We start from the raw sequence: 24459 nt of genomic DNA, 5'->3' as shown, positions 1-24459 counted from the left end.
GAGCTCACCTTCTTAACGCCGCTTTAACGTCTGGCTTAACGGAGGTGCTCCGTGATCCGGGTACGCCTCTTTCTCTACGGCCCAGCGCGGGCGGAGGGCCCCCTTGGGGCCCTCCCCCTGCGGCGCAAGGCCCTGGGGATCCTCTACTACCTGGCCCTGGAAGGCCCCGCCCGCAGGGAGCGCCTCGCCGATCTCCTTTGGGGCCACGGGGCGGCCTCGCAGAACCTGCGGGCGGAGCTCACCCACCTTCGCTCCTTCCTGGGGAAGGAGGCCTTCCACGGCCCGGTGCTCTCTCTGCCCCCCGGGGTGGAGCTGGACCGCACCCCGGGGGGCGGCGATCCCCTGGAGGGCCTGGAGGACCTCTCCCCGGCCTTTGACGACTGGCTCCAGGCCTTGCGGGCCCGGCTGGGGTCGGGGGAGGAAACCCTCCCTTTCCCCGAGCGCCTGAGGGGGGTCAGGCCTCCCGCCCTGGTGGTCCTGGTGGGTCCCCCGGGCTCGGGCCGGGAGGAGCTGGCCCGGGCCTTGGCCGCCCAGCTGGGCCTGCCCTGGAAGCGGGGCTCTGGGCCGGGGCGCGGCGTCTTTTTCTTTAGCGACCCCCTACCCCCCAAGGAGGCGGCCCTTGCCCTGGAACCCACCCCCGGGCAGGTCCTGGTGGTGGCCCGCTCCAGCTTTGGGGAGGATCCCTCCTTCCTTCTGGCCCTTAGGGCTCGCTTTCCCGCGGAGATGACCCTGGTGGAGCGGGTTCCCCGCCTCTCCTGGCAGGAAGCGGTAGGGGGGCCTTTACGCCACCTGCCCTTCGCCGAGGCCGCCCGCTTCTACCTGAGAAGCGGTGGCCGGGTAGAGGTCTTGCGGGAACTCCTGGCCATGGGGAACCCCGAGGCCCTTCCCCAGCGGGTGCGGGCCATGGTGGCCCTCGAGGCCCGCCACTTGCCCCAGGAAGTCCGCCGGACGCTGGAGGTGCTGGCCCTCCACCCCGGGCCCTGGTCCCCGGAGGCCGCCGGGGCCCTGGGCTGGACCCCGGCTTTGGAGGAGCTGGAACACCGAGGCTGGTTCTGCTTCGCTGAGGGGCGCTACTGGCTCAGCGAGCCCGAGTTCCGACCCTACTTGACGGCGGGCCTGGCTGCAGGGGAGCAGGCCCGCTGGCACCTGCGGCTGGCCGAGGCTTTTCGAGAAGCAGGCGACCCCGTGGCCGAGGCCTACCACCGCCTTCGGGGAGGGGAGCCTGTGGACCGGACCGGCCTGGCCCGGGCCCTTAAGGGGTGGCGGCGAGCCATGGCCTTGGACCTGGAAGGCCCCAAGCCCCTTCCTAAGGTGCGGGTGGGGCTTGGGGCCAGGCGGGCGTTGGAAAGGGCCCCGGAGGTGGTCCTGGTGTCCTGGGGTGGAAGGCGGGCGGGAGAGGGGTTTGAGCTGGGGGAGGCCGGCGTGGTGCGCTTGCAGGGCTTCCTCTACCAGGAGCTTCCCCTGGGGTTCGGGGCCAGCCTCGAGGCCAGCCCCCTGTCCTTGCGCTCCGAGGAGCGGGAGGTTTTCTTTCTGCCCGTGGCCTCCCCCGCCCACTTCTTCTGGGGCACGGTGTTGCCCCAGGAGGTCCTGGACTATTCCTTTCTCCTTCCTCCGGGGAGCTACACCCTAGAGCTCGCCACCCCAGGGGTGGCCTCCCTGCACCTAGAGGTCCTGAAAGCCGTTCCGGGAAGGCACCAGGAGGTTCTCGCTCCTTTGGGTGTCCCCGTGGAGCTTTAAGCCCCCGCCCCCGGCTGGGGCCTGTCGGCGGGGAAGGGAGGGGGCGGGGGGGGCAGGAGGAGAAGCCTCAGGACCTCCCCCACCTCCTCCACGAAGAGGATCTCCAGGTCCTTAAGGACCTCCTCGGGCACCTCCTTGAGCTCGGGGGCGTTCTCCTTGGGGAGGATGACCCGGTAGATTCCCGCCTGGTGGGCGGCCAAAAGCTTCTCCTTCACCCCGCCGATGGGGAGGACCTTGCCCCTTAAGGTGATCTCCCCGGTCATGGCGATGTCCATGCGCACGGGCCTGCCGGTGAGGGCGCTGGCCAGGGCGGTGGCCATGGTGATGCCCGCCGAGGGGCCGTCCTTGGGGGTGGCCCCTTCGGGCACGTGGATGTGGAGGTCGTAGTCCTTGTGGAAGCCCTCCGGGAGGCCCCACTCCTCCCGGTGGGCCCTAAGGTAGGTGAGGGCGGCGTGGGCCGACTCCTTCATCACCTCCCCCAGGTTCCCCGTGAGGTTCACCTTGCCCGTGCCGGGGACGGCCACGGCCTCAATGGTGAGGAGGGTGCCCCCGTAGGGGGTCCAGGCCAGGCCCTGGGCCAGGCCCACCTGGGGGGCCTTCTCCGCCCGGTCGGGGCGGTACTTGGGCACGCCCAGGTAGGCCTCGAGGTCCTCGGCGTCCACCACCCGCACCCCTTCCCAGGGCTTCTCCAGGTAGTCCTTGGCGGCCTTCCTGGCCACCTTGGAGAGCTCCCGGTCCAGGTTCCGCACCCCGGCCTCCCGGGTGTACTCCTGGACGATGCGGTCCAGGGCCCGGTCGGTGATCTCCAGCCTGTCCTCGAGGCCCGCCTCCTTCACCTGGAAGGGCCAGCGGAAGTGGCGGGCTATGGCGCGCTTCTCGGGGAGGGTGTAGCCCGGGATCTCAATGACCTCCATCCGGTCCAGAAGGGGCCTCGGGATGGTGGAGAGGGTGTTGGCGGTGGTGATGAAGAAGACCTTGGAGAGGTCGTAGGGCACGTCCAGGTAGTGGTCGGTGAAGGTGTGGTTCTGCTCGGGGTCCAGCACCTCTAAAAGGGCCGCCGCCGGGTCCCCCCGCCAGTCGGAGGAGAGCTTGTCAATCTCGTCCAGGAGGAAAACGGGGTTCACCACCCCCACCTGCCGCATCCCCTGGACGATCTTGCCGGGAAGGGCCCCGATGTAGGTGCGGCGGTGGCCCCGGATCTCCGCCTCGTCCCGTACCCCGCCCAGGGAGATGCGGTGGAACTTGCGGTTCATGCTGCGGGCGATGCTCTTGCCCAGGGAGGTCTTGCCCACCCCGGGGGGCCCCACGAAGCAGAGGATGGGGGCGTGGCCCTTGACCTCTTTCCCCTGGGTGAGCTGGCGCACCGCCAGGTACTCCAGGATGCGCTCCTTCACGTCCTTCAGGCCGTAGTGGTCCTCGTCCAGAACCCGCCTGGTTAGGGAGATGTCCAAGACCTCGGGGTCAGCCTCGGTCCAGGGCACGTCCAGAAGCCAGTCCAGGTAGGTGCGGCTCACCGTGGCCTCGGGGGAGCCCGGCTGCATGCGCTCTAAGCGCTTGAGCTCCTTGAGGGCCTTCTCCTTCACCCCCTCGGGCATCCCCCTCTTCTCTATGCGCTCCCTCAGCTCCTCTATCTCCGAGAGAAAATCCTCCCCGCCCCCCAGCTCCTTCTGGATGGCCTTCATCTGCTCCCGGAGGTAGTACTCCCTTTGGTTCTGGTCCATCTGCTCCTTGACCCGGGCGGCGATCTTCTTGTCCAGCTCAAAGCGCTCCAGGTCGCGCAGGAGGAGGGCCAGGACCTTCTTCAGGCGCTCTTCCACCTGGGGGGTTTCCAGGAGGTCCTGCTTGTCCTCCAGGGGCCAGGTGGCGTGGTGGGCCACCAGGTCGGCCAGGAGGGCGGGGTCCAGGGTGCTCTTGATGGCCTCCTGCTGGTAGCGGTCCAGGCGGAGGGTCTTGTGGTTTTGCAGGTAGCGCTCAAAGGCCTCCTGCACCTCCCCCACCAGGACCCGGGCGAGGCTTGGGTCCTGCAAGGGGGGCTCGGGGAGGGCCTCTCCCACGGCCCGGAGGTAGGGGGCGGCCACGTACTGGAGAAGCCTCGCCCGGCTCCTCGCCTCCACCATCACCTGCAGGGTGCCGTCGGGCAGGCGCATGGCCTGCTTGACCACGGCCAGGGTGCCCACGGCGTAGAGGTCCTCCGGGGTGGGGTCGTCCACCTCGGGGTCCTTCTGGGCCACGAGGAAGATGTAGCGGTCGGCGGAGAGGGCCTCCTCCACCGCCCTTTTGCTCTTCATGCGGCCCACGTCCACCCCCGTGGTGGTGTGGGGGAGGATGACGGTGTTCCTGAGGGGCAAGACGGGCAGTTCTAAGCGCAAGGCGTCCTTCATCTACCCCCATGATACCGCCCAAGGGGGAAGGCCTCGGGGCCCTGGGGCACAAAGGCCTTGGGCGGGCTAAAGGCCCAGGGTGAAGGTGGCCCGCAGGTTCTTGAAGGTGAAGGTGATCCGGGCGGCGGGGAGGCCCTGGACCTTGACCCCAAGCCAAAGCCTCCCCTGCTGCAGCCCCTCCGTGAGCTTCGGGCCATTCAGGGAGAGGGGGGTGGAGGTTCCCTGGAAGCTGGCCTCGCCTATGAAGCCGTCTTCGGCGCCCACGGCGCAGGCGTAGGCGTACGGGGTGGTGAGGTCGCCGAGGGGCTGGCAGCCTGGGTCTTGGGCGGGGTCTTGGGTGCGGGCGTAGAGGTCCAGGGTGAGGAAGAGGGGCTGGCTGGCCTCGAGGGTGCCCGCCACCCGCACGTCCTTCAGGACGCTCCCGGGGGAGGTAAAGGTCCGGGGCTCGGCCGGGTAAACCACCTTGCCCACGGTGTCGCCCAGGACGGGCACCTCCACGGTCTGGTCGGGAAGGCGGATGGTAATGCTGGGGGAGCAGGCGGCGAGAAGGGCACCTAAGGCCAGGGGAAGCAAGGACCGAGGGCGCATGGGCCCATCCTATGTGCCCGCTCCTCGGTTTTGCAACAAGGCCCTTCCGGGGCGCTTAACCCCAGCCCCCGTCCCCCGGGTAGCATGGGGCCATGCACCGCCTGCTCTTCGCCCTGGAGGCCGAGGGCGCCCACGAGCTCGCCTTGAGGCTCCTTTCCTTCTGGTCGGAAAGGGGGCCTCTTTTGGAGGCTCCGGCGAGGCTTCTCCGGGTGGAGGACCCCCGCCTGAGGGTGGAGGCCTTTGGGGTTTCCTTCCCCAACCCCCTGGGCCTCGCCGCGGGGATGGACAAGGACGCCAGGGCCCTTGGGGCCTGGTGGGCCCTGGGCTTTGGCTTCGCCGAGGTGGGGACCCTCACCCCGAGGCCCCAGGGGGGAAACCCAAAGCCGAGGCTCTTCCGCCTGGTGGAGGACCGGGCCCTCATCAACCGGATGGGCTTCAACAACCAGGGGGCCTTGGCGGCGGCGGAGAGGCTAAAGCGCTTCCGCCAAAGGGGGCTTCCCCTCCCTTTGGGGGTCAACCTGGGGAAGAACCGGGACACCCCCTTGGAAAGGGCGGCGGAGGACTACCTGGAAGCCCTCCGCATCCTGGAGCCTTTGGGGGACTACTTCGTCCTCAACGTGAGCTCCCCCAACACCCCGGGGCTTCGCGCCCTGCAGGAAGGTCCCTTCCTGGAGGAGCTTCTTTCCCGCCTGCGCCCGGCCACCCCTAAGCCCCTCCTCCTCAAGGTGGCCCCGGACCTCTCCTTTGAGGCCCTGGACCAGGTCCTCCTCCTGGCGAAGAAGCACCGCCTGGAGGGCCTAGTGGCGGTGAACACCACCCTCGCCCGGGAGGGCCTAAAAAGCCCCCTGGCCGAGGAGGCTGGGGGGCTTTCGGGAAGGCCCCTAAAGGGAAGGGCCCTGGAGGTCCTCCGCCACCTGGCGGAGGGCGCGGAGGGCCTGGCCCTGGTGAGCGTGGGCGGGGTGGAGACCCCCTTGGACCTCTGGGAGAGGCTTAAGGCCGGGGCGAGCCTGGTCCAGGTCTACACCGGCTTCGTCTACGGGGGTCCCCTTTTCCCCAGGCGGCTACTCCTTGGGCTTCTCCGCCTCATGGAGGCGGAGGGCGTCTCCTCCTTGAGGGAGCTTCGCCGCTCGTGAGCCGGGGTCCGGGCTCCCACGGGGGTGCGAGCCCGTACGGGGTTCAGACGGTGAGGAGGCAGCCCGCCTCGAGTTCCAGCTCCACGGGGGAAACGTAGCGTGAGGCCCCGTCCCGGCGCAGGTGGAGGACGAGAAGGGTGTAGGGGTCAAAGACCACCACGTCCTTCACCCCCTGGGAGAGGTAGAAACGGGGGCCGATTTCCAGGTCCTTGGCCTCGTAGCCCCGGTTTACCACCTCCACCACCGCCTCGGGGAGGAGGGTGATGGCCTCGTCCAGCTCCTCGGGCTCCCGGCAGAAGATGGCGATATCGGGCTTTTGTAGGAGCCGTTGAGGAAGCGCACGTAGACCTCGGCCACGTGGGCGCAGGGGCAGGAAGCCCCTTCCTTGGGGCGGAGGCTTTGCCGAATGCGGTCCACGGCCTTCTGGTGCCGGTAGGTGGGGTGGGCCTCCCAGAGGGGAAGCCCCCCACCCACTCCAGCCTGAGGCCGATGGCATCTGCCTCCAGGAGCTTCTTCAGCACGCCCTCATTCTAGCGCCTGGAAGACCACCCGCCCCGCCACCAGGGTGAGGACGGGCCAGCCCCCGAGGACCCACCCCGCCCAGGGGGAGTACTTGGCCTTGGAGGCGAAGCGGGAGGGGTCCACGGGGCGCTCCTTGGGGGAGAGGAGGACGAGGCTCGCCTCGGCCCCTTCCTCCAGGTGCAAGGGGGGAAGGCCCAGGACCCGCCTCGGCCCGTCGGTGAAAAGCGCCACGAGGCGGGGGAGGGGGAAGCCCCGCTTGAGGTGGAGCTCGGTGTAGAGGAGGGGGAAGGCCACCTCGAGGCTCGGGATCCCGAAGGGGGCCCTTAGGAGGTCCATCTCCTTCTCCGCCAGGGTGTGGGGGGCGTGGTCGGTGGCGATGGCGTCAACGGTGCCGTCCAGAAGACCCTCCGCCAGGGCCTCCCGGTCCTCTTCCGCGCGGAGGGGCGGGGCCACCTTGAAGAGGGGGTCCAAGGCCTTCAGGGCCTCTTCCGTAAGGGTGAGGTGGTGGGGGGTGGCCTCGGCGGTCACGGGAAGGCCCGCCCGCTTGGCCTCCCGGATGAGCTCCAGGCCCCGCCCGGTGGAGAGGTGCTGGACGTGGAGCCTGGGCGGGGTCTGGCTTCGCCTTTTGGCGTAGCGGAGGACCTCGAGGTCCCGGGCGATGCGGGCGGCCTCGGCCTCCGGGGGGTTGCCGGGAAGGCCCAGAAGGTCCGCCAAGGCCCCGTCGTTCATCACCCCGTTTCGCCTGAGGCTCTGGTCCTCGGCGTGGACGGCCACGGGAAGGCCTAAGGGGGCGGCCATGAGAAGCCCCGCCGCCAGGAGGCCGGCGTCCTCGTTGGTGCGCCCGTCGTCGGTGAGGAGGACGGCCCCGGCCTCCCGGAGGGGGCCCACCTCCGTGAGCGCCTTCCCTTCCTGCCCCAGGGTGAGGGCGGCGGCGGGGTAGAGGCGGGCTAAGCGGAGGCCTTCCGCCTTCTCCCGTAGGGCCCGCACGGCCTCGGGGGTGTCCACGGGGGGCCTGGTGTTGGGCATGGACACCACGTCCGTGTACCCGCCCTTCACCGCCGCCAGGAGCCCCGAGAAAAGGTCCTCCTTCACCTCCTCCCCGGGCTCCCGGAGGTGGGCGTGGAGGTCTAAAAACCCCGGGACGAGGAGCTTCCCCTTTCCGTCCACCACCTCCTCGGCCTCCCCCCCTTCCAGGGAAAGGATCCTCCCCTCGCCGATAAGGACGTCCACGGGGCCCCGTTCGCCCCGGGCGTCCACCAGCCGGACGTTTCGGATCAGGATCATGCCTTCTCCCTCCCCACCAGGAGGTGGTAGAGCACCGCCATGCGCACCGCCACCCCGTTTTGCACCTGGCGGTTCACCAGGCTCCTTGCCGAGTCCGCCAGGGAGCCTTCCAGCTCCACGTCCCGGTTCATGGGGCCGGGGTGGAGGAGGGGGGCCTGGGGCTTGGCCAGGGCGAGGCGCTCTTCCGTCACCTGGTAGCGGGCCACGTAGTCCTTTAGGTTCACGAGCCCCGCCTCCATCCTCTCCTTCTGGAGCCTGAGCACCATGACGGCGTCCGCCTCCTCCAGGGCCTCCTCCAGGCTTGGGGTGAGGCGGACCCCGGGGAGGCTTTGGGGGAGGAGGCTTGGGGGGCCGGCGCAGAAGACCCGGGCCCCGAGGAGGGGAAGGAGCTCGGCATTGGACCGGGCCACCCGGGAGTGGAGGATGTCCCCCACGATGGCGATCTTTTTCCCCTCCAGGGTGCCCAGGATCTCCAGGAGGGTGTAGGCGTCCAGGAGGGCCTGGGTGGGGTGGGCCCGGCGGCCGTCCCCCCCGTTGACCACGGCGCCTTTGACCCAGCGGGTGGCCTGGTGGGGCACCCCGGCGCTGTCGGCCCGGATGACGTAGGCGTCCACCCCCATGGCCTCGAGGGTGAGGAGGGTGTCCTTGTAGCTTTCCCCCTTCTGGAGGCTGCTGGTTTGGGCGGCGAAGGAGACCACGTCCGCCGACATGCGCCTGGCGGCGAGCTCAAAGGAGATCCGGGTCCTGGTGGAGGGCTCAAAGAAGACCGTGGCCACGGTGAAGCCCTGGAGGGCCGGGACCTTCTTTATGGGGCGCTCCAGCACCTCCCGCATCACCCTGGCCGTCTCCAGAAGGCTTTCCACCTGGGCCCTGCTCCATCCCTGAAAGTCCAGGAGATGCCTCATGCCCCCTCCCTTTCCCAAAGCTCCACCCGGTCCTCCCCGTCCACCTCCTCCACCTTCACCTTCACCACCTCGTTCCTTGCGGTGGGGACGTTTTTCCCCACGAAGTCCGCCCGGATGGGAAGCTCCCGGTGCCCCCGGTCCACAAGGACCGCCAGGTAGATGCGCCGTGGCCTCCCCAGGTCCATGAGGGCGTCCAGGGCGGCCCGGGCGGTGCGGCCCGTGTAGAGGACGTCGTCCACCAGGACGATGGCCTTCCCCGTGAGGTCAAAGGGGATCCTGGTCTCCCGCACCTGGGGCCTGTAGCCGATCTCCGTGAGGTCGTCCCGGTAGAGGGTGATGTCCAGAATCCCCACGGGCAACTCCTGCCCCTCAAACTCCCGGATGAACCGGGCGATGCGCCCTGCCAGGGGAATGCCCCGGGTGTGGATGCCCACCAGGGCCAGGCCCTCCGTGCCCTTGTTGGCCTCCACGATCTCGTGGGCGATGCGGTAGAGGGCCCGCCGCATTTCCTCGGCGTTCATGAGCTCCGCCTTAAACCGCACCCCCCACCCCCCGAAAAAGGCGGAGGCCGAAGCCTCCGCCCGCCTGCATTCTCTTGGCCCGTTCCCTTTTTCCTCGCATCTTCCCCCCTTTCCGGCCTCGCGGGACCGGTTTAAAGGCCACCCTTACCTTACACCCCGCGCCCCCACCGGGCAAGGGGAACCCCGCCTGGGGCCTGGCCCCAGGCGGGGAGCCCGGGCTACGAAGCTTAAGCGGCCTTGGGCTTCTCCCGGGTGACGCTCAGGGCCAGGACCCCTACCAGGAGGCCCACGATCACCGCGTTCCACATGGCGTTGGTCATCCCGCTGAACCCCAGGATCCAGGGGGAGAGGATGAGCCACACGCCTAAGACCACGTTGACCCATTCCTCCCACATGGGGCCGCCCCGGAGGTGCAAGAGGGCCATCAGCCCTACCACCACCCCGATGATGAGGGCGTTCCACATGGCGGCCGGGGTGCCGCTAAAGCCCAGAAGCCACGGCGAGAGGACAAGCCAAAGGCCCAGGATCAGGTTGGCCCAGTCCTGCCAGCGACGCATAGGCTTTCACCTCCTTCCAAACCCAAAGTAAAGCGACCTGCGCCTTTTGGATAGGGCATTATGTCACTTTTTCTGGAAAGAGGGACGGAGGTACCGCCAGGCCGTCCAGAGGAGCACGGCGGCGAAGACCAGGCGCAAGCCCGTTTCGGGCAGGAAGTGGGCCAGTTCCCCTCCCAAAAAGGTGCCCAGGAAGACCCCCGGCACGAGGCCAAGGGCCAGACCTTCCTCCACGTTGCCCAGGCGGAAATGGGTGTAGGCCCCCACCAGGCTCGCCGGCACCATGGCGAGGAGGCTTGTGCCCTGGGCGGTGTGCTGGGGCATGCCCAGGAGGAGGACCATGGCCGGGACCATGATGGTCCCCCCGCCCACCCCCATCATCCCCGAGAGGAAGCCGGTGAAGGCGCCGGAGAGGAGGAGGGCCAGGTCTTGGGCCAGCTCCCCTTGCGCCAGGCCCCTGGGGGCCAGGTAGGGCTTTAAGAGGAGGAGAAAGGAGACGAGGAAGAGAAACCAGCCGAAGGCCCGCTTGAGCGACGCTTCCGGGAGGCCGTGGGCGTAGCGGGCCCCCAGGCGGGCGGTGAGGATGGCGGTGAGGGCCAGGAAGAAGGCGGCCTCGAGGTCCAAGGAGCCCTGGAGGCCGTAGGTGAAGGCTCCCATGAGCCCGGTGAAGAAGACGGCCACCAGGCTGGTGCCGTGGGCCTTGTGCTGGGAGAGCTTTAAGAGCCCCACCATGAGGGGGATCATGACCACCCCGCCCCCAAGGCCCACCATCCCGCCGAAGAAGCCCGCCAGGAGACCGATGAAGAAGCTCATGGGGTCATCCTACCGGGTTTGGGGGCTCCCTTCCCTCCAGGACGGCCAGGAGGTTCTCCACCGCCACCTCGGCCATCCGCTCCCGGGTCCCACGGCCCGCCGAGCCGATGTGGGGGGTGATGACGGCGTTGGGGAGGGCGTAGAGGGGGTGGCCCTCCGGCAGGGGTTCGGGATCGGTGACGTCCAGGCCCGCCCCGAAAAGGTGGCTCTTTAGGGCTTCCACCAGGGCCTCGGTGTCCACCAGGGCCCCCCGGGCGGTGTTAAGGAGGATGCTCCCCCGCTTCATGGCGAAGAGCCGTTCCCGGTTCAGGAGCCTGTGGGTTTCCGGGGTGAGGGGGGCGTGGAGGGAGACGATGTCCGCCTCTTGGAGGAGTTCCTCCAGGGAGAGGAAGGGATAGGGGAGGGGCTTGGGGGTGCGGGCGTGGTAGACCACCCGCATCCCGAAGGCCAGGGCCCTCTTGGCCACCGCCTGGCCGATCCGGCCCATGCCGATGAGGCCAAGGGTCAAGCCCTGGAGGTCCTGGCCCAAAAGGAGCTCGGGGTGCCAGGCCTTCCAGAGGCCGTCCCTGGCGTAGGCCACCCCCTCCACCACCCGCCTCGCCACGGCGAGGAGGAGGGCAAGGGTGAGGTCGGCGGTGGCCTCGGTGAGGACCCCTGGGGTGTGGGTGACGCGGATCCCCCGCTTTCGGGCGGCCTCGAGGTCCACGTGGTCCACCCCCACGCTGTAGCAGGCGATGACCTTGAGGCCTCCGGCCCGGTCCATGACCTCGGCGTCTATGCGGTCCTCCACGGTAGGGATGAGGCCTACCGTCCCCTCCACCCGCCGCAAAAGCTCTTCCCGGGGGAGGAAGAGGCCTTGGTAGACCTCCACCTGTAGGCCCCGCTCCTTAAGCCGCTCCAGGGCTTTTCCGGGAAGGGTGCGGGTAACGAAGACCCTCATACCACCCCATGCTAGCTTGGGGTGGCATCACGCCCCGGCGAAGGAGAGTTCGGCCACGGCCACGGTGGGGCTCCCGTAGGCGGCGTCCAGGAGGAGCCAGTCCAGGTCGTCCCCCACCGCCTCCACCGCCTGGAGAAGCTCCAGCAGATTCCCGGAGACGGCGAAGTTCTCCACGGCGTGCCTCACCTCCCCCTCCTCCACCCAAAGCCCCAGGGCCTGCAGGGAGAAGTCCAGGCTCACGGGGTCCGCCCCGGCGTGGAGGCCCATGAACTCGGTGATGACCACCCCTTCCGTGAGCCGTAGGCCTCCCACGGGCTCCAGGTAGAGGTTGGTGGGGGCGACCCCCAGGACCCCCCGGTAGGGGCGGGCGGCGTGGCCGGTGTTTGGGTGCCCGAGGGCCCTTGCGGTCTCGGAGTTGTGGAGGAAGGTCTTGAAGATTCCCTTCTCCACCACCACGGTGCGGGCGGTGGGGGTGCCCTCGGCGTCAAAGGGGCGGGAGAGGAGGCCCTTTTCCAGGGTGGGGTCGTCCACGAGGGTCACCAGGTCGCCCGCCACCTTCTCCCCAAGCCTCCCCAGGAGGCGGCTTTTCCCCTCGAGGGCGTTCTTGCCGGAGAGGGCCTCGGCGAGGACGGAGAGGAGCATGGCCATGGCCTTGGGCTCCAGGTAGGCCCGGTAGCGGCCCGTGTGGAGGGGCTTGGCATGGAGGAGCCTCGCCGTCTTCTCCCGGAACTCGAGGGCGGTGCGCCCGGGCTCCAGGGCGTGGAACTCCTTGGCCGCCCTGAAGTCCCACCCCTGCTTGACGCTTTGCCCTTCGGCCATGACGAAGCTCCCTATCAGGGCGGAAAGGCCCGTGCGGAAGGCGCCGCTTGCCCCCTCGGTGCTCTCTAGGCCCACGCGGACTTCCCGCTCCAGGTAGCCCCCCATGAGGACGCTCCTCACCCGGGGGTCTTGGCGGATGGCCTCCTCCAGGGCCAGGGCCGCCTCCTTCTTCCGCTCCAGGGGGGCGGAGAGGCCTTCCCCCAGGAGGTCGTGGCCTCCCAGGGGCCCACCTTGGGGCAGGCTCCCCTTCTTGCCGGAGAGGAGGGCGTTCTCCCGGGCCTCCTCCAGGGCCCAGTCCAGGGCCTCCGGGGAGAGCTCCTCGGTGTAGGCGTACCCCACCCTTCCCTCCGCCTCCACCCGGAGGCCCACCCCGGCCTGGCGGGCCTCCTTGATCTCCTCGAGCCGCCCTTCCCGGGCCCTCAAGGAGAGCTCCCGCTCCTCCTGAAAGAGGAGCTCCACCTTTAGGCCCATCTCCCGGGCCCGCCGGAGCACGTAGGCCTTGGCCTCTTCCAGGGTCATGCCCGACCTCCCACCACGATTTCCGAGACCAGGACGTGGGGCTGGCCCACCTCCACGGGGACGGCCCCGGAGAGGCTTCCGCACATCCCGGGGGCGTTTTCCAGGTCCTGGGCCACGGCCACCACCCGCATGAGGGTCTCGGGGCCCTTGCCCACCAGCATCGCCCCGCGCACGGGTTCCTCTATGCGGCCCTTGCGGATGATGTACCCCTCCTGCACGGCGAAGTTGTACTCGCCGCTTCCCGGCTTCACCTGCCCGCCCCCCATCTCCTTGGCGTAGAGGCCGAAGTCTATGCCGGCGAAAAGGTCCTCCACCCGGGCCTCCCCCGGGGCGATAAAGGTGTTCCGCATGCGGGAGGTGGGGGCGAAGGTGTAGTCCTGGCGGCGCCCCGAGCCCGTCATGGGGTAGCCGGTGAGGAGGTGGCCCAGCCGGTCCACCATGTAGCTCCTGAGCACGCCCTTTTCTATGAGCACCGTGCGCTCCGTGGGGCGGCCCTCGTCGTCCACCTCGGTGGAGCCCCAGGCGTGGGGCAGGGTGCCGTCGTCAATGTAGGTGACGGCGGGGCCCGCCACCCTTTCCCCAAGCTTGTCGGCGAGGACGCTGGCCTTCTTGGCCACGCTGGTGGTCTCCAGGAGGTGGCCCACCGCCTCGTGGAAGAGGACGCCGCCGAAGCCCGGGCCCACCACTACGGGGAAGGTCCCCGCGGGGGCGGGCTTGGCCTTGAGGTTGGTGAGGGCCTGGCGGGTGGCCTTCTCCCCCACCGCCCTGGGGGGGTAGAGGTCAAAGAGCTCCAGGCCCACGCTCTTGCCGGGGGCGCTGTAGCCCGTCTGCACCTCGGTTCCGTCCTGGGCCACTGCCAGGACGAAGAGCCGGGTGCGCACCCTCTTCTCCTCGGCAAAGACCCCCTCGGTGTTGGCGATGAGGACCTCCTGTTCCCACTCCAGGAGGTTCGCCTCCACTTCCTGGATCTCGGGGGCGATCCTGGCCCCGGCCTCGGCCTCCAAAAGCCTCTCCAGCCGGTAGCGCTTGTCCTTTTTCCCGTAGGCCACCTTGGGGGCGTGGAGGCCCTTGGGCGTGGACCGGCGGAAGTCCAAGCCCCCTTGGCCCCCTTCGTCCACCTGGCCCAGGCTCCCCTTGGCCCGGAGGAGGGTTTCCAGGGCTTCTAGGAGGCCTTCCTGGGTGAGGTCGTTGGTGTAGGCGTAGACCACCTGGGGACCGAAGAAGAGCCGCACCCCCGCCCCGTAGTCCAGGCCGGAGAGGGCCTCTTCCAGGGCCCCGGCGCGCACCTTCATCCTGCGCTTCCTGGAGCGCTCGGCGTAGACCTCGGCGAAGTCCGCCCCGCCCTTCAGGGCCCGGGCGAGCACCGCCTCCACGAGCTCGGGCTTGAGCATGCCCCGAGTCTACCCGGGGCTGACCTGCGGGTCAACCGCTGAGGCGGAGGACGGCCTCCTCCAGGGCGAGCCAGGGGTCCTTCCCTTCCTTGGCCCGCTTTTCCGCCCTTATGAGGATGTCCAGGGCCTCCTCCAGGGTCTCTTTCCCAAGCCTCCTCGCCTCCTCCAGGGCGCGGCGGGCGGCGTAGGGGTGGGCCTCGAGGCGGGCCAGGTCCTCCTCCTTGGGCCTGGGGTTCTCCCTTAGGAGGAAAAAGGCCTTGGCCAGGAGGGCGAACTGCCAGGAGAGGGCCCCGAGGAGCCTCAGGGGCTCCTCCCCCTCCTCCTTGAGGCGCTTGAGGCGCAGGAGGGCCTCCTTGGGGTTCCTCTCCAGCACGGAGCGCACCAGGTCAAAGCCGGTGAGGGGGGGCCTCAGGGCCACCACCCGCTCCACCTTCTCCAGGGTGAGGGGAGGGGAGAGGAGGGAAAGCTTCTCCAGCTCCCGCTCCAGGGCCTCGAGGTCCCCTTCCAGGGAGGCCAGGTACTGCGCCACCCCGCTTGGGAGCTTGAGCCCCAGGCGCTTGGCCCGGTTCTCCAGGTGCCGGAGGAGGTCCTTCCCCTTGGGGGTGGGGAAGTCCCGCCTCTCCCTACCCCGGTAGAAGGCGGCCCGGGAAGGGCTTGGCCTGGGGTCCAGGAGGAGGACGGGAACGCTCTCGGGCACGCCTTCCAGAAGGGGCCTCAGGGCCTTCCACTCCGCCTCCCCCACCTCCCTCAGGTCCAGCATCGCCCCCCCGCTCCCGAAAAGCCCCGGGGCGAGGGCCTGGGCCAGGGCCTCGGAGGTGGGCTCGGTGAAGCGGGAAAGGCCCAAGAGCCTCGCCTCCTGAAGAAGGGCCTCCCGCGCCAGGAAGGGGTCCCCGGTGAAGGCCACCACCATGGCCTAAAAGGCGTTCAGGCCCGTGGCCTCCCGCCCCAGGACCAGGGTGTGGACGTTGTGGGTGCCCTCGTAGGTGTAGACGGTTTCCAGGTTCAGCATGTGGCGGATGGCGTGGTACTCCAGGGTGATGCCGCTTCCTCCCAGGATGTCCCGGGCCAGGCGGGCGGCCTGAAGGGCCTTCCAGACGTTCTGCCTTTTGGCCAGGGAGACCTGGGCGGGCTGGAGCTTCCCCTCGTCCTTAAGCCGGGCGAGCCTCCAGGCCAGGAGAAGCCCTTCCGTGTGCCAGGCGAGCATCTCGGCCAGCTTGGCCTGCACGAGCTGCTTCTTGGCGATGGGCTCGCCGAAGGTGGAGCGGCTCTTGGCGAACTCCACCGCCTCGGTATAGACGGCCTCCAGGGCCCCCAGGACCCCCCAGGCGATGCCGAAGCGGGCCTGGGTGAGGCAGGAGAGGGGGGCCTTGAGGCCCAGGGCCTTGGGGAGGCGCAAGGACTCGGGCACCCGCACCTCCTCGAGGACGAGCTCGCTGGTCACCGAGGCGCGGAGAGACATCTTGTGCTTCACCTCCCGGGCCTGGAAGCCCGGGGTGTCGGTGGGGACGATAAAGCCCAGGACCTGCCCCTCCTCGTCCTTGGCCCAGAGGATGGCGAGGTGGGCCAGGTTGCCGTTGGTGATCCACATCTTGGTGCCGTTTAGGACCCAGGTGTCCCCCTCCCGCCTGGCCCGGGTCTTCATGTTGCCGTAGGGGTCGGAGCCCCCGTCGGGCTCGGTGAGGCCGAAAGCCCCCACCATCTCCCCGCGGGCGAGCTTGGGGAGGAACTCCCTTTTTTGCTCCTCGCTCCCGAAGGCGTAGATGGGGTACATGACCAGGGAGCTCTGGACGCTCACAAAGCTCCTGAGCCCCGAGTCCACCCGTTCAAGCTCGTAGGCGATGAGGCCGTAGGCGGCGCTGGTCACCCCCGCCCCCCCGTACTCGGGGGGAAGGGTGGGGCCTAGGAAGCCCAGCTCGGCGAACCTGGGGATGAGGTGGGTGGGGAAGACCCCTTCCTCCCACCATTGGCGGATGTAGGGCAGGGCCTCCCTCTCCAGGAAGCGGCGGGCGGCCTTCTGGATCTCCTTCTCCTCCGGGGTGAGGAGGTCCTCCAGGGCGTAGAAGTCCAGCATGCCCTCAGTCTAGAGCATCCCCGCCAGGAAACCCTCTTCCCGGATGGTGCGGATGAGGTCCATGACCGTGAGGGCCTGGGGGTCGTACTCCACCAGGATCTGGGCGGGCCCCGTGGCCTGGGCCTGGCCTACCCCTTCCAACCCCCTGAGGGCCGCCAGGATGCGCTCCATGCCCTCCGGGGCGGGCTCCCCTCGGATGCCGATGAGCACGCGGTTCATGCCCTTATTCTAGGACGCCCCGCACCCCCCGGCTTCCCAGGGCCCGGACCGCCAGCACCAGGGGGCCCACGGCGAAGCCCTCCTCCTTCAGGGCCAGCTCCAGGTCCTTCCTTCCCGGGTCCAGGTGGAGGGCCACCTCGTAGACCCCGGCGTCGTGGGCGCTCTTCACCACCGCCCTGAGGAGGCCTCGGAGGGCCTCCGGGGTCTTGCCCTCAATGCGGGTGATGAGGACCGTGGCGGCCTCCCCCTGCCAGACCGCCTGGGCCAGGGCGAAGCCCATGGGCTCATCCTCCTCGGCCAAAAAGGAGTGGCCCGTGCGGGCGAAGTGGCGCACGGCGCCCAGGCTCAAGGGGCGGTTTCCCGCCACCCGGTTCAGGGCCTCGAGGTCCAGCTCGGTGAAGGGGCGGAAGCGCATGGTCCCATTATCCCCGGAAGCGGAAGAGGAGGGCCTCCAGAAGGAGGACCAGGGCGGCGAGGAGGGCCAGGAAGCGGCCCGCCCCCCCGGGGCTTCGGGGCAGGAAGCTTGCCCCGGGGGTGGGGAGGAAGGTCTCCTCGGGGGCGAGGAGGCCCTGGGACACCTCCCGGTAGGGCTTGAGGAAGCGGTGGACCAGGAGGGGGAAGAGGGGCCGATCCCGGACGGCCTCCAAGGGCGGGAGGTAGAGGCCACCCTCGGCGGCGTAGAGGAGGCCCACGCCCCCCTCCCCTTCCGCCAAGGCCTGCCAGGGGCCTTGGGGAGGAGGGGGCGGAGGAAGCCTTTCCCCCTGGAGGGGTACGCCCTCCAGGAGGGGGTGGGGGGCGGTGAGGAGGACGGGGAGGGGGTCTTTCCCGAAAGGGGCGAGGTAAAGGGTGGGCCGTTCGGGGACCCCCTGGGGGACGGCCACGCGCACCAGGACCTCGCTTCCCGGGATGGTGTCTAGGAGGCGGAAGAGCCTTTCCAGGGCGGGAAGCCTGGGGTAGTCCACCCCCAGGCGCTTTAGGCCGAAGGCGGCCTGGTCGTCCAGGGGGAGGGCGTCTTCCCCCAGGAGCCTGGCGGTGAAGGGGGTGGGGAGGCCCTCGAGGCGGGCGAACCCCCTGGGGGGGACCTCCACTTCCCGCACCCTCCCCCCCGCCTCCACCCGGGCGCGGAGGGTCCTGGAGGCGCTGTTGCCCAGGGCGAGGAACCCCGGGGCCACGGCCACCAGGCCCAGGTTCTCCTGAGGGCTTCCCACCCCCAGGTACCCCTCCACCCCCAAGGGCGCGGGCCCGTCCGTGGCCACCACCACCGGGGCCTTGAGGAGCCTCCTTCCCAGGGCGATGGCCGCCTCCAGGTCCGCTCTCCGATCCTTGGCCTCCAGGGCGAGAAGCCTTTCCCTCAAGGCCACCCCGGGGGCGGGGCCGAAGGCCTCCGGCCTCTCCCCGGCCCGCACCAAAAGGGCCTCCGGGGCCCTCTCCAGAAGGGGGAGGAGCCTTTCCTTGGCCAGGTCCAGCCGGGTGCCCTTTCCTTCCCGGGCGGCCATGCTGGCCGAGGCGTCCACCACCAGGACCAGGGGGGAGGGCCCCAGGGGGGGGTCCTCCAGGGCCAGGACCATAAGGCCCGCCCCCAGGAGGAGGAGAAGGAGCCGGAGGTCCAGCCTGGGCTGGAAGCGCCGGGCCTGTCCCCGCCGCCAAAGCCACACCCCCGCCCAGGGCCTCTTCCTGGGGGTGCGCCTCCGGTAGAGGAGGTAGACGAGGAGGAGGACCGGGGGGAGGAGCCAGAGCACCCTGCCCTCAGGCTACCCCTGCTAGAGTGGGGGCGGTGTGGGTCTTGGGCATAGACACCTCCTGCGACGACACCGGGGTGGGCCTGGTGGAAGACGGCGAGGTGCGGGTGAACTTGGTGGCGAGCCAGGTGCGCCTGCACGAGGCCTTTGGCGGGGTGGTGCCGGAGCTGGCGAGCCGCGAGCACCTAAAGGCTCTCCCCCTCCTGGTGGAAAGGGCCTTGGCCGGGGCGGGCCTCCGGCCTAAGGACCTCGGCCTCATCGCCGCCACCCGGGGGCCCGGGCTCATCGGGGCCCTCCTCGTGGGCTACACCTACGCCAAGGGGATGGCCTTCGCCCTGGAAAGGCCCTTCTACGCCATCCACCACCTCGAGGGCCACATCGCCGCCGCCTGGCCCGAGGACCTGGAGCCCCCCTTCCTGGCCCTGGTGGCCTCGGGGGGGCACACCCACCTCTACGAGGTCTTGGACCTGGGCCGGTACCGCCTCCTCGGGGCCACCCGGGACGACGCCGCCGGGGAGGCCTTTGACAAGGTGGCGAGGCTCTTGGGCCTCGGCTTCCCCGGGGGGCCCGAGGTGGAGCGCCTGGCCGAGGAGGCGGAGGAGGCCATTCCCTTCCCCGTGCCCCTGAGGGGCCAGGAGGGGTACGACTTCAGCTTCTCCGGGCTCAAGACCAAGGCCCTCCACCTGGTGGAGAAGGGCCTCCCCAAGGCCGCCCTCGCCAGGGGCTTCCAGGAGGCGGCCATCGCCCACCTGGCCGAGGTGGTCTTGAGAGCGGCCGCGGACACGGGGCACAGGACGCTCCTGGTGGCCGGGGGGGTGGCGGCCAACCGGGCGCTGCAGGAGCGCTTTAAGGAGGCGGGCCTAAGGGTCTACTTCCCTCCCAAGGGGCTTTCCCAGGACAACGGGGCCATGATCGCCCTGGCCGCCTGGCGGCGCTACCGGAGGGGTTTTCCCCCGAGCCCCCTCTCCTTGGGGGCCACGGCCTACTGGCCCCTGGAGGAGGCCTGAAGGCTTTCTCATCCCGAAGGGGTACAATCGGCCTTAGGATGCTGGGCCTCATACGGAAGCTCTTTGACAACAACGAACGGGAGATCGCCCGCTACCAGAAGCAGGTGGTGGAGCCCACGAACCGCCTCGAGGCCGAGGTGGAGAAGATCCAGGACCTGGCCGCCGCCTACCGGGAGCTTAAGGAGAAGCACCAAAAGGGGGCCTCCCTGGACGAGCTTCTCCCCATGGCCTTCGCCCTCACCCGGGAGTCCGCCAAGCGCTACCTGGGCATGCGCCACTTTGACGTGCAGCTCATCGGCGGGGCCGTTCTCCACGAGGGCAAGATCGCCGAGATGAAGACGGGCGAGGGCAAGACCCTGGTGGCCACCCTGGCCGTGGCCTTGAACGCCCTCACCGGCAAGGGCGTCCACGTGGTCACGGTGAACGACTACCTGGCCCGGCGCGACGCCGAGTGGATGGGGCCCGTCTACCGGGGCCTGGGCCTTACCGTGGGGGTCATCCAGCACGCCTCCACCCCGGAGGAGAGGCGCAAGGCCTACCTCGCCGACGTCACCTACGTGACCAACGCCGAGCTCGGCTTTGACTACCTGCGGGACAACATGGCCATAAGCCCCGACCAGCTCGTCCTCCGCCACGACTATCCCCTCCACTACGCCATCATTGACGAGGTGGACTCCATCCTCATTGACGAGGCCCGCACCCCCCTCATCATCTCTGGCCCTGCGGAGAAGGCCACCGACCTCTACTACAAGATGGCCGAGATCGCCAAGAAGCTGGAAAGGGGCCTGCCCGCCGAGCCCGGGGTGCGCAAGGAGCCCACGGGGGACTACACCATTGAGGAGAAGAACCGTTCCGTCCACCTCACCCTCCAAGGCATCGCCAAGGCGGAGAGGCTCCTCGGCATTGAGGGCCTCTTCAGCCCGGAGAACATGGAGCTCGCCCATATGCTCATCCAGGCCATCCGGGCGAAAGAGCTCTACCACCGGGACCGGGACTACATCGTCCAGGACGGCCAGGTCATCATCGTGGACGAGTTCACGGGCCGCCTTATGCCGGGCCGCCGCTACGGGGAGGGGCTTCACCAGGCCATAGAGGCCAAGGAGGGGGTCCGGATTGAGCGGGAGAACCAGACCCTGGCCACCATCACCTACCAGAACTTCTTCCGCCTCTACGAGAAACGGGCGGGCATGACCGGCACCGCCAAGACCGAGGAGAAGGAGTTCCAGGAGATCTACGGCATGGACGTGGTGGTGGTGCCCACCAACCGCCCCATGATCCGCAAGGACTTCCCCGACGTGGTCTACCGCACGGAGAAGGGGAAGTTCTACGCCGTGGTGGAGGAGATCGCCGAGAAGTACGAGAGGGGCCAGCCCGTCCTGGTGGGCACCATCAGCATTGAGAAGTCGGAAAGGCTCTCCCAGATGCTCAAGGAGCCCAGGCTCTACCTCCCCAGGCTGGAGATGCGCCTGGAGCTCTTCAAGAAGGCGAGCCAGAAGCAGCAGGGCCCGGAGTGGGAGAGGCTCAGGAAGCTTTTGGAAAGGCCCGCCCAGCTCAAGGACGAGGACCTCGCCCCCTTTGAGGCCCTCATCCCGCCGAAGGGGAACCTCAGGACCGCCTGGGAGGGGCTTAAGCGGGCGGTGCACACCCTCTCCGTCCTCCGCCAGGGCATCCCCCACCAGGTCCTAAACGCCAAGCACCACGCCAGGGAGGCGGAGATCGTGGCCCAGGCGGGCCGGAGCAAGACGGTCACCATCGCCACCAACATGGCGGGCCGGGGCACGGACATCAAGCTCGGCGGCAACCCCGAGTACCTGGCGGCCTCCCTTTTGGAGAAGGAGGGCTTTGACCGGTACCAGTGGAGGGTGGAGCTCTTCATCAAGAAGATGGTGGCGGGAAAGGAGGAGGAGGCTAGGGCCCTGGCTCAGGAGCTCGGCATCCGAGAGGAGCTCCTGGAGAAGATCCGGGAGATCCGGGAGACCTGCAAGGAGGACGAGGAAAGGGTGCGGGCCCTGGGGGGGCTTTTCATCCTGGGCACGGAAAGGCACGAGTCCCGCCGCATAGACAACCAGCTCCGGGGCCGCTCCGGGCGGCAGGGGGACCCCGGGGGGAGCCGCTTCTACGTCTCCTTTGACGACGACCTCATGCGCCTCTTCGCCTCCGACCGGGTCATCGCCATGCTGGACCGCATGGGCTTTGACGACTCCGAGCCCATTGAGCACCCCATGGTCACCCGCTCCATAGAAAGGGCGCAAAAGCGGGTGGAGGACCGGAACTTCGCCATCCGCAAGCAACTGCTCCAGTTTGACGACGTGATGGCCCGCCAGCGGGAGGTCATCTACGCCCAGCGCCGCCTGATCCTCCTGGGCAAGGACGAGGAGGTGAAGGAGGCCGCCCTGGGGATGGTGGAGGAAACGGTGGCCTCCCTGGCGGAGAACTTCCTGAACCCCCAGCTCCATCCCGAGGACTGGGACCTGGAAGGCCTCAAGGCCTCCCTTCTGGACACCGTGCCCCAGCTCCAGGACTTCCCCTTTGCGGAGCTTAGGGCCTTGAAGCCCGAGGAGGGGGTGGAGCGCCTGGTGGAGGCGGCCCTGAAGGCCTACGAGGCCCGGGAAGAGGAGCTTTCCCCGCCCCTCATGCGGGCCGTGGAGCGCTTTGTGATCCTCAACGTGGTGGACTCCGCCTGGAAGGAGCACCTCCACAACCTGGACGTCCTGAGGCAGGGGATCTTCCTCCGGGGCTACGGCCAGAAGGACCCCTTCCAGGAGTACAAGATTGAGGCCACCCGCCTCTTCAACGAGATGGTGGCCTTCATCAAGACCGAGGTGGCCAAGTTCCTCTTCCGCCTCAAGGTGGAGGCCGAGCCCGTGCGGCCCGTGCGGGAGGCCCCCTTCGTCCCCGTGCCCGAGAAGCGCGAAGAGGCCGGGGTCTTCGGGGTGGAAAGGAAGCGCCCCACGCCCCCGCCCCAGCCGGGGCTCTCCCGGGCGGAGCGCCGCCGCCTGATGCGGGAGGAGAAGAAGCGCAAGAAGGAGTAGGCCGCCTGGGGTTTAGGCCTCCACCTGGAGGCTTGCCGGGTCCAGGTTGGTGTAGACGTGCTGCACGTCGTCCAGGTCCTCCAGGGCCTCCACCAGGCGCATCACCTTGGAGGCCTCCTCGGGGCTTAGGGCCACCACGTTCTGGGGGTGCTGGGCCACCTCCACGGCCTCCACCCGGATGCCCCGGGCCTTGAGGGCCTCGGCCATGCGGTAGGCCTCGGCGGGGTCGGTGTAGACGGTGAGGCTTTCCCCCTCCTCCTCGAGGTCCAAAGCCCCAAGCTCAATGGCCGCCTCCTGGGCCGCCTCGGTGTTCTCACAGACCAGGATGCCCTTTCGCTCAAACTGCCAGGCCACGCTCCCCGAGGTGCCCAAGGACCCCCCGTACTTGCCGAAGACGTGGCGCACCTCGCCGGCGGTGCGGTTACGGTTGTCGGTGAGGGCGTAGACCAAGACGGCCACCCCCCCGGGGGCGTAGCCCTCGTAGACCACTTCCTCGTACTGCTCGCCGCTTTCCCCGCCCCCTTGCAGCTTCTGCAGGAGGCGCTCGATGTTTTCCATGGGGACGTCCTCGGCCCTGGCCGCCTCAATGGCGTTCCGGAGCTGGACGTTGGCCTCGGGGTAGGGGCTTCCCCCGGCCCGGGCCGCGGCCTGGATGGCCCGGAGGTGCTTGGAGATGATCTTGCCGCGTTTGAGGTCGTTTGCGGCCTTCTTCCGCTTGATCTGTGCCCACTTGCTATGACCGGCCATGGCTCACCTCACCCATTATAGCCAGCGCCTCCAGCACCCTTTCCCCCAGGCGCTCCCCGGCTTCCCGGAAGGGGTGGAAAAGCAGGTTGACCCCGGCGGCCTCCAGGGCGGGGTCCTCTTCCAGATGAAAGCTGGTGGCGGCGAGGATGCCGGGAAACCCCCGCTCCTTGAGCCAGCGGGCGGCCAGGAGCTTGGCCTCGAGGTCCGGCAGGGCCAGGACCACCGCCTTTAGCCCCGAGAGGTCCAGCCGCTCCCAAAGCTCCGGGTCCTCGGCGTCCCCGTAGAGCACCCGCCGCCCCTTGGCCCGGTGGCGCTCCACCTTCTCGGGGTCGGCGTCCAGGCCGAAGGGCCTCTCCCCTTTGGCCTCCAGCACCTTGTACACCGCGCCCCCCGTGCGCCCCATCCCCACCACCAGGGCCGTGGCCCCGTCCAGCCGCTCGGGTTCCTCGTCGGGGTGGCGCCCCGGGCGCTCCAGGCGGAGGAGGAAGGGCTCCAAGCGCTTGTAAAGGGTGTGGCTAAGGCGGGCCAGGGGGGCGGAGAGGGCCATGGAGAGGGCCACCAGAAGGGCCAGGGTGGCGAGGCCTCCGGGGAGAAGGCCGGCCTTCTCCAGGACCACTCCCACGATGAGGGCGAACTCCGAGTAGTTCCCGAGGTAGAGCCCGGCCACGAAGCCCGTCCTGGCCCTGAGGCCTAAGAGGAGGAAGAGGGCCAGGAAAAGGGGGGTCTTCAGGAGGGAGAGGAGGAGGAGGCCGGAAAGAAGGCCCAGGTCCACCCCCTGTAGGCCCTGGCGCATGCCGATCTCCAGGAAAAAGGCTACCAGGAAGGCCTCCTTCAGGCTCCAGAGGACCCGGCCCATCTCCGCTCCCTTGGGGTGGCCTGCCAGGAGGGTCCCGAAGAGGAGGGCCCCAAGCTCCGGGGAAAGCCCCACCTGGCGGAAGCTTTCCCCCCCGAGGAGGGCCACGCCGAGGCCGAAGAGGACCAAAAGCTCCTCGTGCCCGCTTCCCTCCATAAGCCAGCCCATCCCCCGCCGGAAAAGGGGCAGGAAGAGGAGGAGGACCGCCCACGGGCTTACCTCCTTGGCCCCGTAAAGCCCCAGAAGCCCCACGGCCACCAGGTCTTGCAGGACCAGGATGCCTATGGCCAGCCTCCCGTGGTAGGTGGTGAGTTCCTTCTTGTCCTCCAGGAGCTTGGCCACCAGCACCGTGCTGGAGAAGGCCAGGGCCAGGGCCAGGGGAAGGCTTTGGACCAGGAGGCAGGCGAGAAGGCCAAAGAGCAGCAAATGGACCCCCCCGGCTCCCAGGACCCGGGGGTCCAGGAGGTCCTTCAGGCGGAGTTTGAGCCCCACGCTGAAGAGGAGGAGCAGGATCCCTATCTCCGCGGCCTTGGACAGAAAGGCGGTTTCCCGAAAGCCTAGGCCGTGAAGGAGAAACCCCGCCCCCAGATAGCCCACCAGGGGGGGAAACCCCAGGCGGTGGGCCATAAGGCCCAGGGCGAAGGCTGCGGCTACCCAGAGGGCCTCCATGCCCCAAGGGTAGCA

The 24459-nt window shown here is 69.1% G+C and carries 21 protein-coding genes and 1 pseudogene; 4 read left to right on the top strand and 18 right to left on the bottom strand.

The features are described 5' to 3' along the window. Positions 1-51: 51 nt before the first annotated feature. Entirely contained in the window at positions 52-1737 is a 1686-nt protein-coding gene (locus tag ACZ5RK_RS10245) for a hypothetical protein (protein WP_464909079.1), read from the top strand. On the opposite strand, the gene lon is transcribed toward ACZ5RK_RS10245, so the two are convergent. Both lon and ACZ5RK_RS10235 read right to left on the bottom strand, forming a co-directional pair. Continuing rightward, positions 1734-4118 carry an endopeptidase La gene (gene lon / locus ACZ5RK_RS10240; protein WP_464909078.1) on the bottom strand — a complete coding sequence of 795 codons (2385 nt, stop codon included), beginning with the start codon at positions 4116-4118 and terminating at the stop codon, positions 1734-1736. The genes ACZ5RK_RS10245 and lon overlap by 4 nt on opposite strands. 66 nt (positions 4119-4184) lie before the next feature. Beyond that, a complete protein-coding gene (locus tag ACZ5RK_RS10235; RefSeq protein ID WP_464909077.1) occupies positions 4185-4706 on the bottom strand; it encodes a hypothetical protein in 522 nt (173 codons plus the stop codon). A 92-nt stretch (positions 4707-4798) separates the two neighbouring features. Here ACZ5RK_RS10235 and ACZ5RK_RS10230 point away from each other — a divergent pair, with 92 nt between their 5' ends. After that, the gene (locus ACZ5RK_RS10230; protein WP_464909076.1) at positions 4799-5839 is read left to right on the top strand and encodes a quinone-dependent dihydroorotate dehydrogenase; all 1041 of its coding nucleotides are present in this window, start codon (positions 4799-4801) and stop codon (positions 5837-5839) included. A 43-nt stretch (positions 5840-5882) separates the two neighbouring features. Here ACZ5RK_RS10230 and ACZ5RK_RS10225 read toward each other — a convergent pair. The 14 genes and pseudogenes from ACZ5RK_RS10225 to ACZ5RK_RS10160 all read right to left on the bottom strand — a co-directional run bounded on the left by ACZ5RK_RS10225 (position 5883) and on the right by ACZ5RK_RS10160 (position 18136). Beyond that, a pseudogene (locus ACZ5RK_RS10225) lies at positions 5883-6360 on the bottom strand (Uma2 family endonuclease). Between the two features lie 4 nt (positions 6361-6364). Then, positions 6365-7645 (bottom strand): dihydroorotase, encoded by a 1281-nt coding sequence (locus ACZ5RK_RS10220; protein WP_464909075.1) that lies wholly within the window; start codon positions 7643-7645, stop codon positions 6365-6367. Then, positions 7642-8550 (bottom strand): aspartate carbamoyltransferase catalytic subunit, encoded by a 909-nt coding sequence (locus tag ACZ5RK_RS10215; RefSeq protein WP_464909074.1) that lies wholly within the window; start codon positions 8548-8550, stop codon positions 7642-7644. The genes ACZ5RK_RS10220 and ACZ5RK_RS10215 overlap by 4 nt, the downstream gene beginning before the upstream one ends. Then, entirely contained in the window at positions 8547-9092 is a 546-nt protein-coding gene (gene pyrR, locus ACZ5RK_RS10210; protein ID WP_464909073.1) for a bifunctional pyr operon transcriptional regulator/uracil phosphoribosyltransferase PyrR, read from the bottom strand. Before pyrR ends, ACZ5RK_RS10215 begins: the two co-directional genes overlap by 4 nt. A 206-nt stretch (positions 9093-9298) precedes the next feature. After that, the gene (locus tag ACZ5RK_RS10205; RefSeq protein ID WP_464909072.1) at positions 9299-9628 is read right to left on the bottom strand and encodes an SPW repeat protein; all 330 of its coding nucleotides are present in this window, start codon (positions 9626-9628) and stop codon (positions 9299-9301) included. Positions 9629-9691: 63 nt separating this feature from the next. After that, positions 9692-10438: a sulfite exporter TauE/SafE family protein gene (locus ACZ5RK_RS10200; protein ID WP_054647165.1), complete on the bottom strand. Its 747-nt coding sequence runs from the start codon at positions 10436-10438 to the stop codon at positions 9692-9694. Positions 10439-10442: 4 nt separating this feature from the next. Next, positions 10443-11378, bottom strand: a complete 936-nt coding sequence (locus ACZ5RK_RS10195; protein ID WP_464909071.1) for a 2-hydroxyacid dehydrogenase — start codon at positions 11376-11378, stop codon at positions 10443-10445. A 27-nt stretch (positions 11379-11405) separates the two neighbouring features. Beyond that, positions 11406-12716 (bottom strand): TldD/PmbA family protein, encoded by a 1311-nt coding sequence (locus tag ACZ5RK_RS10190; protein ID WP_464909070.1) that lies wholly within the window; start codon positions 12714-12716, stop codon positions 11406-11408. Continuing rightward, complete coding sequence (locus tag ACZ5RK_RS10185; protein WP_464909069.1) at positions 12713-14107, bottom strand: TldD/PmbA family protein; 1395 nt, start codon at positions 14105-14107, stop codon at positions 12713-12715. Before ACZ5RK_RS10185 ends, ACZ5RK_RS10190 begins: the two co-directional genes overlap by 4 nt. Positions 14108-14138: 31 nt before the next feature. Then, positions 14139-15017: a DNA polymerase III subunit delta gene (holA, locus tag ACZ5RK_RS10180; protein ID WP_464909068.1), complete on the bottom strand. Its 879-nt coding sequence runs from the start codon at positions 15015-15017 to the stop codon at positions 14139-14141. Between the two features lie 3 nt (positions 15018-15020). Next, positions 15021-16178 (bottom strand): acyl-CoA dehydrogenase family protein, encoded by a 1158-nt coding sequence (locus tag ACZ5RK_RS10175; RefSeq protein ID WP_464909067.1) that lies wholly within the window; start codon positions 16176-16178, stop codon positions 15021-15023. Between the two features lie 9 nt (positions 16179-16187). Then, positions 16188-16397 (bottom strand): heavy-metal-associated domain-containing protein, encoded by a 210-nt coding sequence (locus ACZ5RK_RS10170; protein WP_464909066.1) that lies wholly within the window; start codon positions 16395-16397, stop codon positions 16188-16190. 4 nt (positions 16398-16401) lie between these two features. Next, positions 16402-16812 carry a DUF1999 family protein gene (locus tag ACZ5RK_RS10165; RefSeq protein WP_464909065.1) on the bottom strand — a complete coding sequence of 137 codons (411 nt, stop codon included), beginning with the start codon at positions 16810-16812 and terminating at the stop codon, positions 16402-16404. A gap of 7 nt (positions 16813-16819) precedes the next feature. Then, entirely contained in the window at positions 16820-18136 is a 1317-nt protein-coding gene (locus tag ACZ5RK_RS10160; protein WP_464909064.1) for a vWA domain-containing protein, read from the bottom strand. Positions 18137-18171: 35 nt separating this feature from the next. Between ACZ5RK_RS10160 and tsaD the strand changes: the two genes are divergently transcribed. Together tsaD and secA are read left to right on the top strand one after the other, a co-directional pair. Next, the gene (gene tsaD, locus ACZ5RK_RS10155) at positions 18172-19143 is read left to right on the top strand and encodes a tRNA (adenosine(37)-N6)-threonylcarbamoyltransferase complex transferase subunit TsaD (RefSeq protein WP_054647394.1); all 972 of its coding nucleotides are present in this window, start codon (positions 18172-18174) and stop codon (positions 19141-19143) included. Between the two features lie 38 nt (positions 19144-19181). Next, positions 19182-22175 carry a preprotein translocase subunit SecA gene (secA, locus tag ACZ5RK_RS10150; protein WP_464909063.1) on the top strand — a complete coding sequence of 998 codons (2994 nt, stop codon included), beginning with the start codon at positions 19182-19184 and terminating at the stop codon, positions 22173-22175. A 12-nt stretch (positions 22176-22187) separates the two neighbouring features. Here the strand turns inward: secA and ACZ5RK_RS10145 are convergent, their stop codons facing one another. Further along, a complete protein-coding gene (locus ACZ5RK_RS10145; RefSeq protein ID WP_464909062.1) occupies positions 22188-22922 on the bottom strand; it encodes a YebC/PmpR family DNA-binding transcriptional regulator in 735 nt (244 codons plus the stop codon). Next, positions 22909-24444: a cation:proton antiporter domain-containing protein gene (locus ACZ5RK_RS10140; protein WP_464909061.1), complete on the bottom strand. Its 1536-nt coding sequence runs from the start codon at positions 24442-24444 to the stop codon at positions 22909-22911. Before ACZ5RK_RS10140 ends, ACZ5RK_RS10145 begins: the two co-directional genes overlap by 14 nt. Positions 24445-24459 lie beyond the last annotated feature (15 nt).

It is taken from the genome of Thermus kawarayensis JCM 12314, from assembly GCF_055393575.1.
Note: the sequence above shows the minus strand (reverse complement) of the source record. Positions and strands in the feature narration are given on the sequence as shown.

Excerpts from the sequence above, each read along its gene's own strand:
- lon (WP_464909078.1), bottom strand. The coding sequence starts at position 4,118 with ATGAAGGACGCCTTGCGCTTAGAACTGCCCGTCTTGCCCCTCAGGAAC.
- ACZ5RK_RS10235 (WP_464909077.1), bottom strand. The coding sequence starts at position 4,706 with ATGCGCCCTCGGTCCTTGCTTCCCCTGGCCTTAGGTGCCCTTCTCGCC.
- ACZ5RK_RS10230 (WP_464909076.1), top strand. The coding sequence starts at position 4,799 with ATGCACCGCCTGCTCTTCGCCCTGGAGGCCGAGGGCGCCCACGAGCTC.
- ACZ5RK_RS10220 (WP_464909075.1), bottom strand. The coding sequence starts at position 7,645 with ATGATCCTGATCCGAAACGTCCGGCTGGTGGACGCCCGGGGCGAACGG.
- ACZ5RK_RS10215 (WP_464909074.1), bottom strand. The coding sequence starts at position 8,550 with ATGAGGCATCTCCTGGACTTTCAGGGATGGAGCAGGGCCCAGGTGGAA.
- ACZ5RK_RS10205 (WP_464909072.1), bottom strand. The coding sequence starts at position 9,628 with ATGCGTCGCTGGCAGGACTGGGCCAACCTGATCCTGGGCCTTTGGCTT.
- ACZ5RK_RS10200 (WP_054647165.1), bottom strand. The coding sequence starts at position 10,438 with ATGAGCTTCTTCATCGGTCTCCTGGCGGGCTTCTTCGGCGGGATGGTG.
- ACZ5RK_RS10195 (WP_464909071.1), bottom strand. The coding sequence starts at position 11,378 with ATGAGGGTCTTCGTTACCCGCACCCTTCCCGGAAAAGCCCTGGAGCGG.
- ACZ5RK_RS10190 (WP_464909070.1), bottom strand. The coding sequence starts at position 12,716 with ATGACCCTGGAAGAGGCCAAGGCCTACGTGCTCCGGCGGGCCCGGGAG.
- ACZ5RK_RS10185 (WP_464909069.1), bottom strand. The coding sequence starts at position 14,107 with ATGCTCAAGCCCGAGCTCGTGGAGGCGGTGCTCGCCCGGGCCCTGAAG.
- holA (WP_464909068.1), bottom strand. The coding sequence starts at position 15,017 with ATGGTGGTGGCCTTCACCGGGGACCCCTTCCTGGCGCGGGAGGCCCTT.
- ACZ5RK_RS10175 (WP_464909067.1), bottom strand. The coding sequence starts at position 16,178 with ATGCTGGACTTCTACGCCCTGGAGGACCTCCTCACCCCGGAGGAGAAG.
- ACZ5RK_RS10170 (WP_464909066.1), bottom strand. The coding sequence starts at position 16,397 with ATGAACCGCGTGCTCATCGGCATCCGAGGGGAGCCCGCCCCGGAGGGC.
- ACZ5RK_RS10165 (WP_464909065.1), bottom strand. The coding sequence starts at position 16,812 with ATGCGCTTCCGCCCCTTCACCGAGCTGGACCTCGAGGCCCTGAACCGG.
- secA (WP_464909063.1), top strand. The coding sequence starts at position 19,182 with ATGCTGGGCCTCATACGGAAGCTCTTTGACAACAACGAACGGGAGATC.
- ACZ5RK_RS10145 (WP_464909062.1), bottom strand. The coding sequence starts at position 22,922 with ATGGCCGGTCATAGCAAGTGGGCACAGATCAAGCGGAAGAAGGCCGCA.
- ACZ5RK_RS10140 (WP_464909061.1), bottom strand. The coding sequence starts at position 24,444 with ATGGAGGCCCTCTGGGTAGCCGCAGCCTTCGCCCTGGGCCTTATGGCC.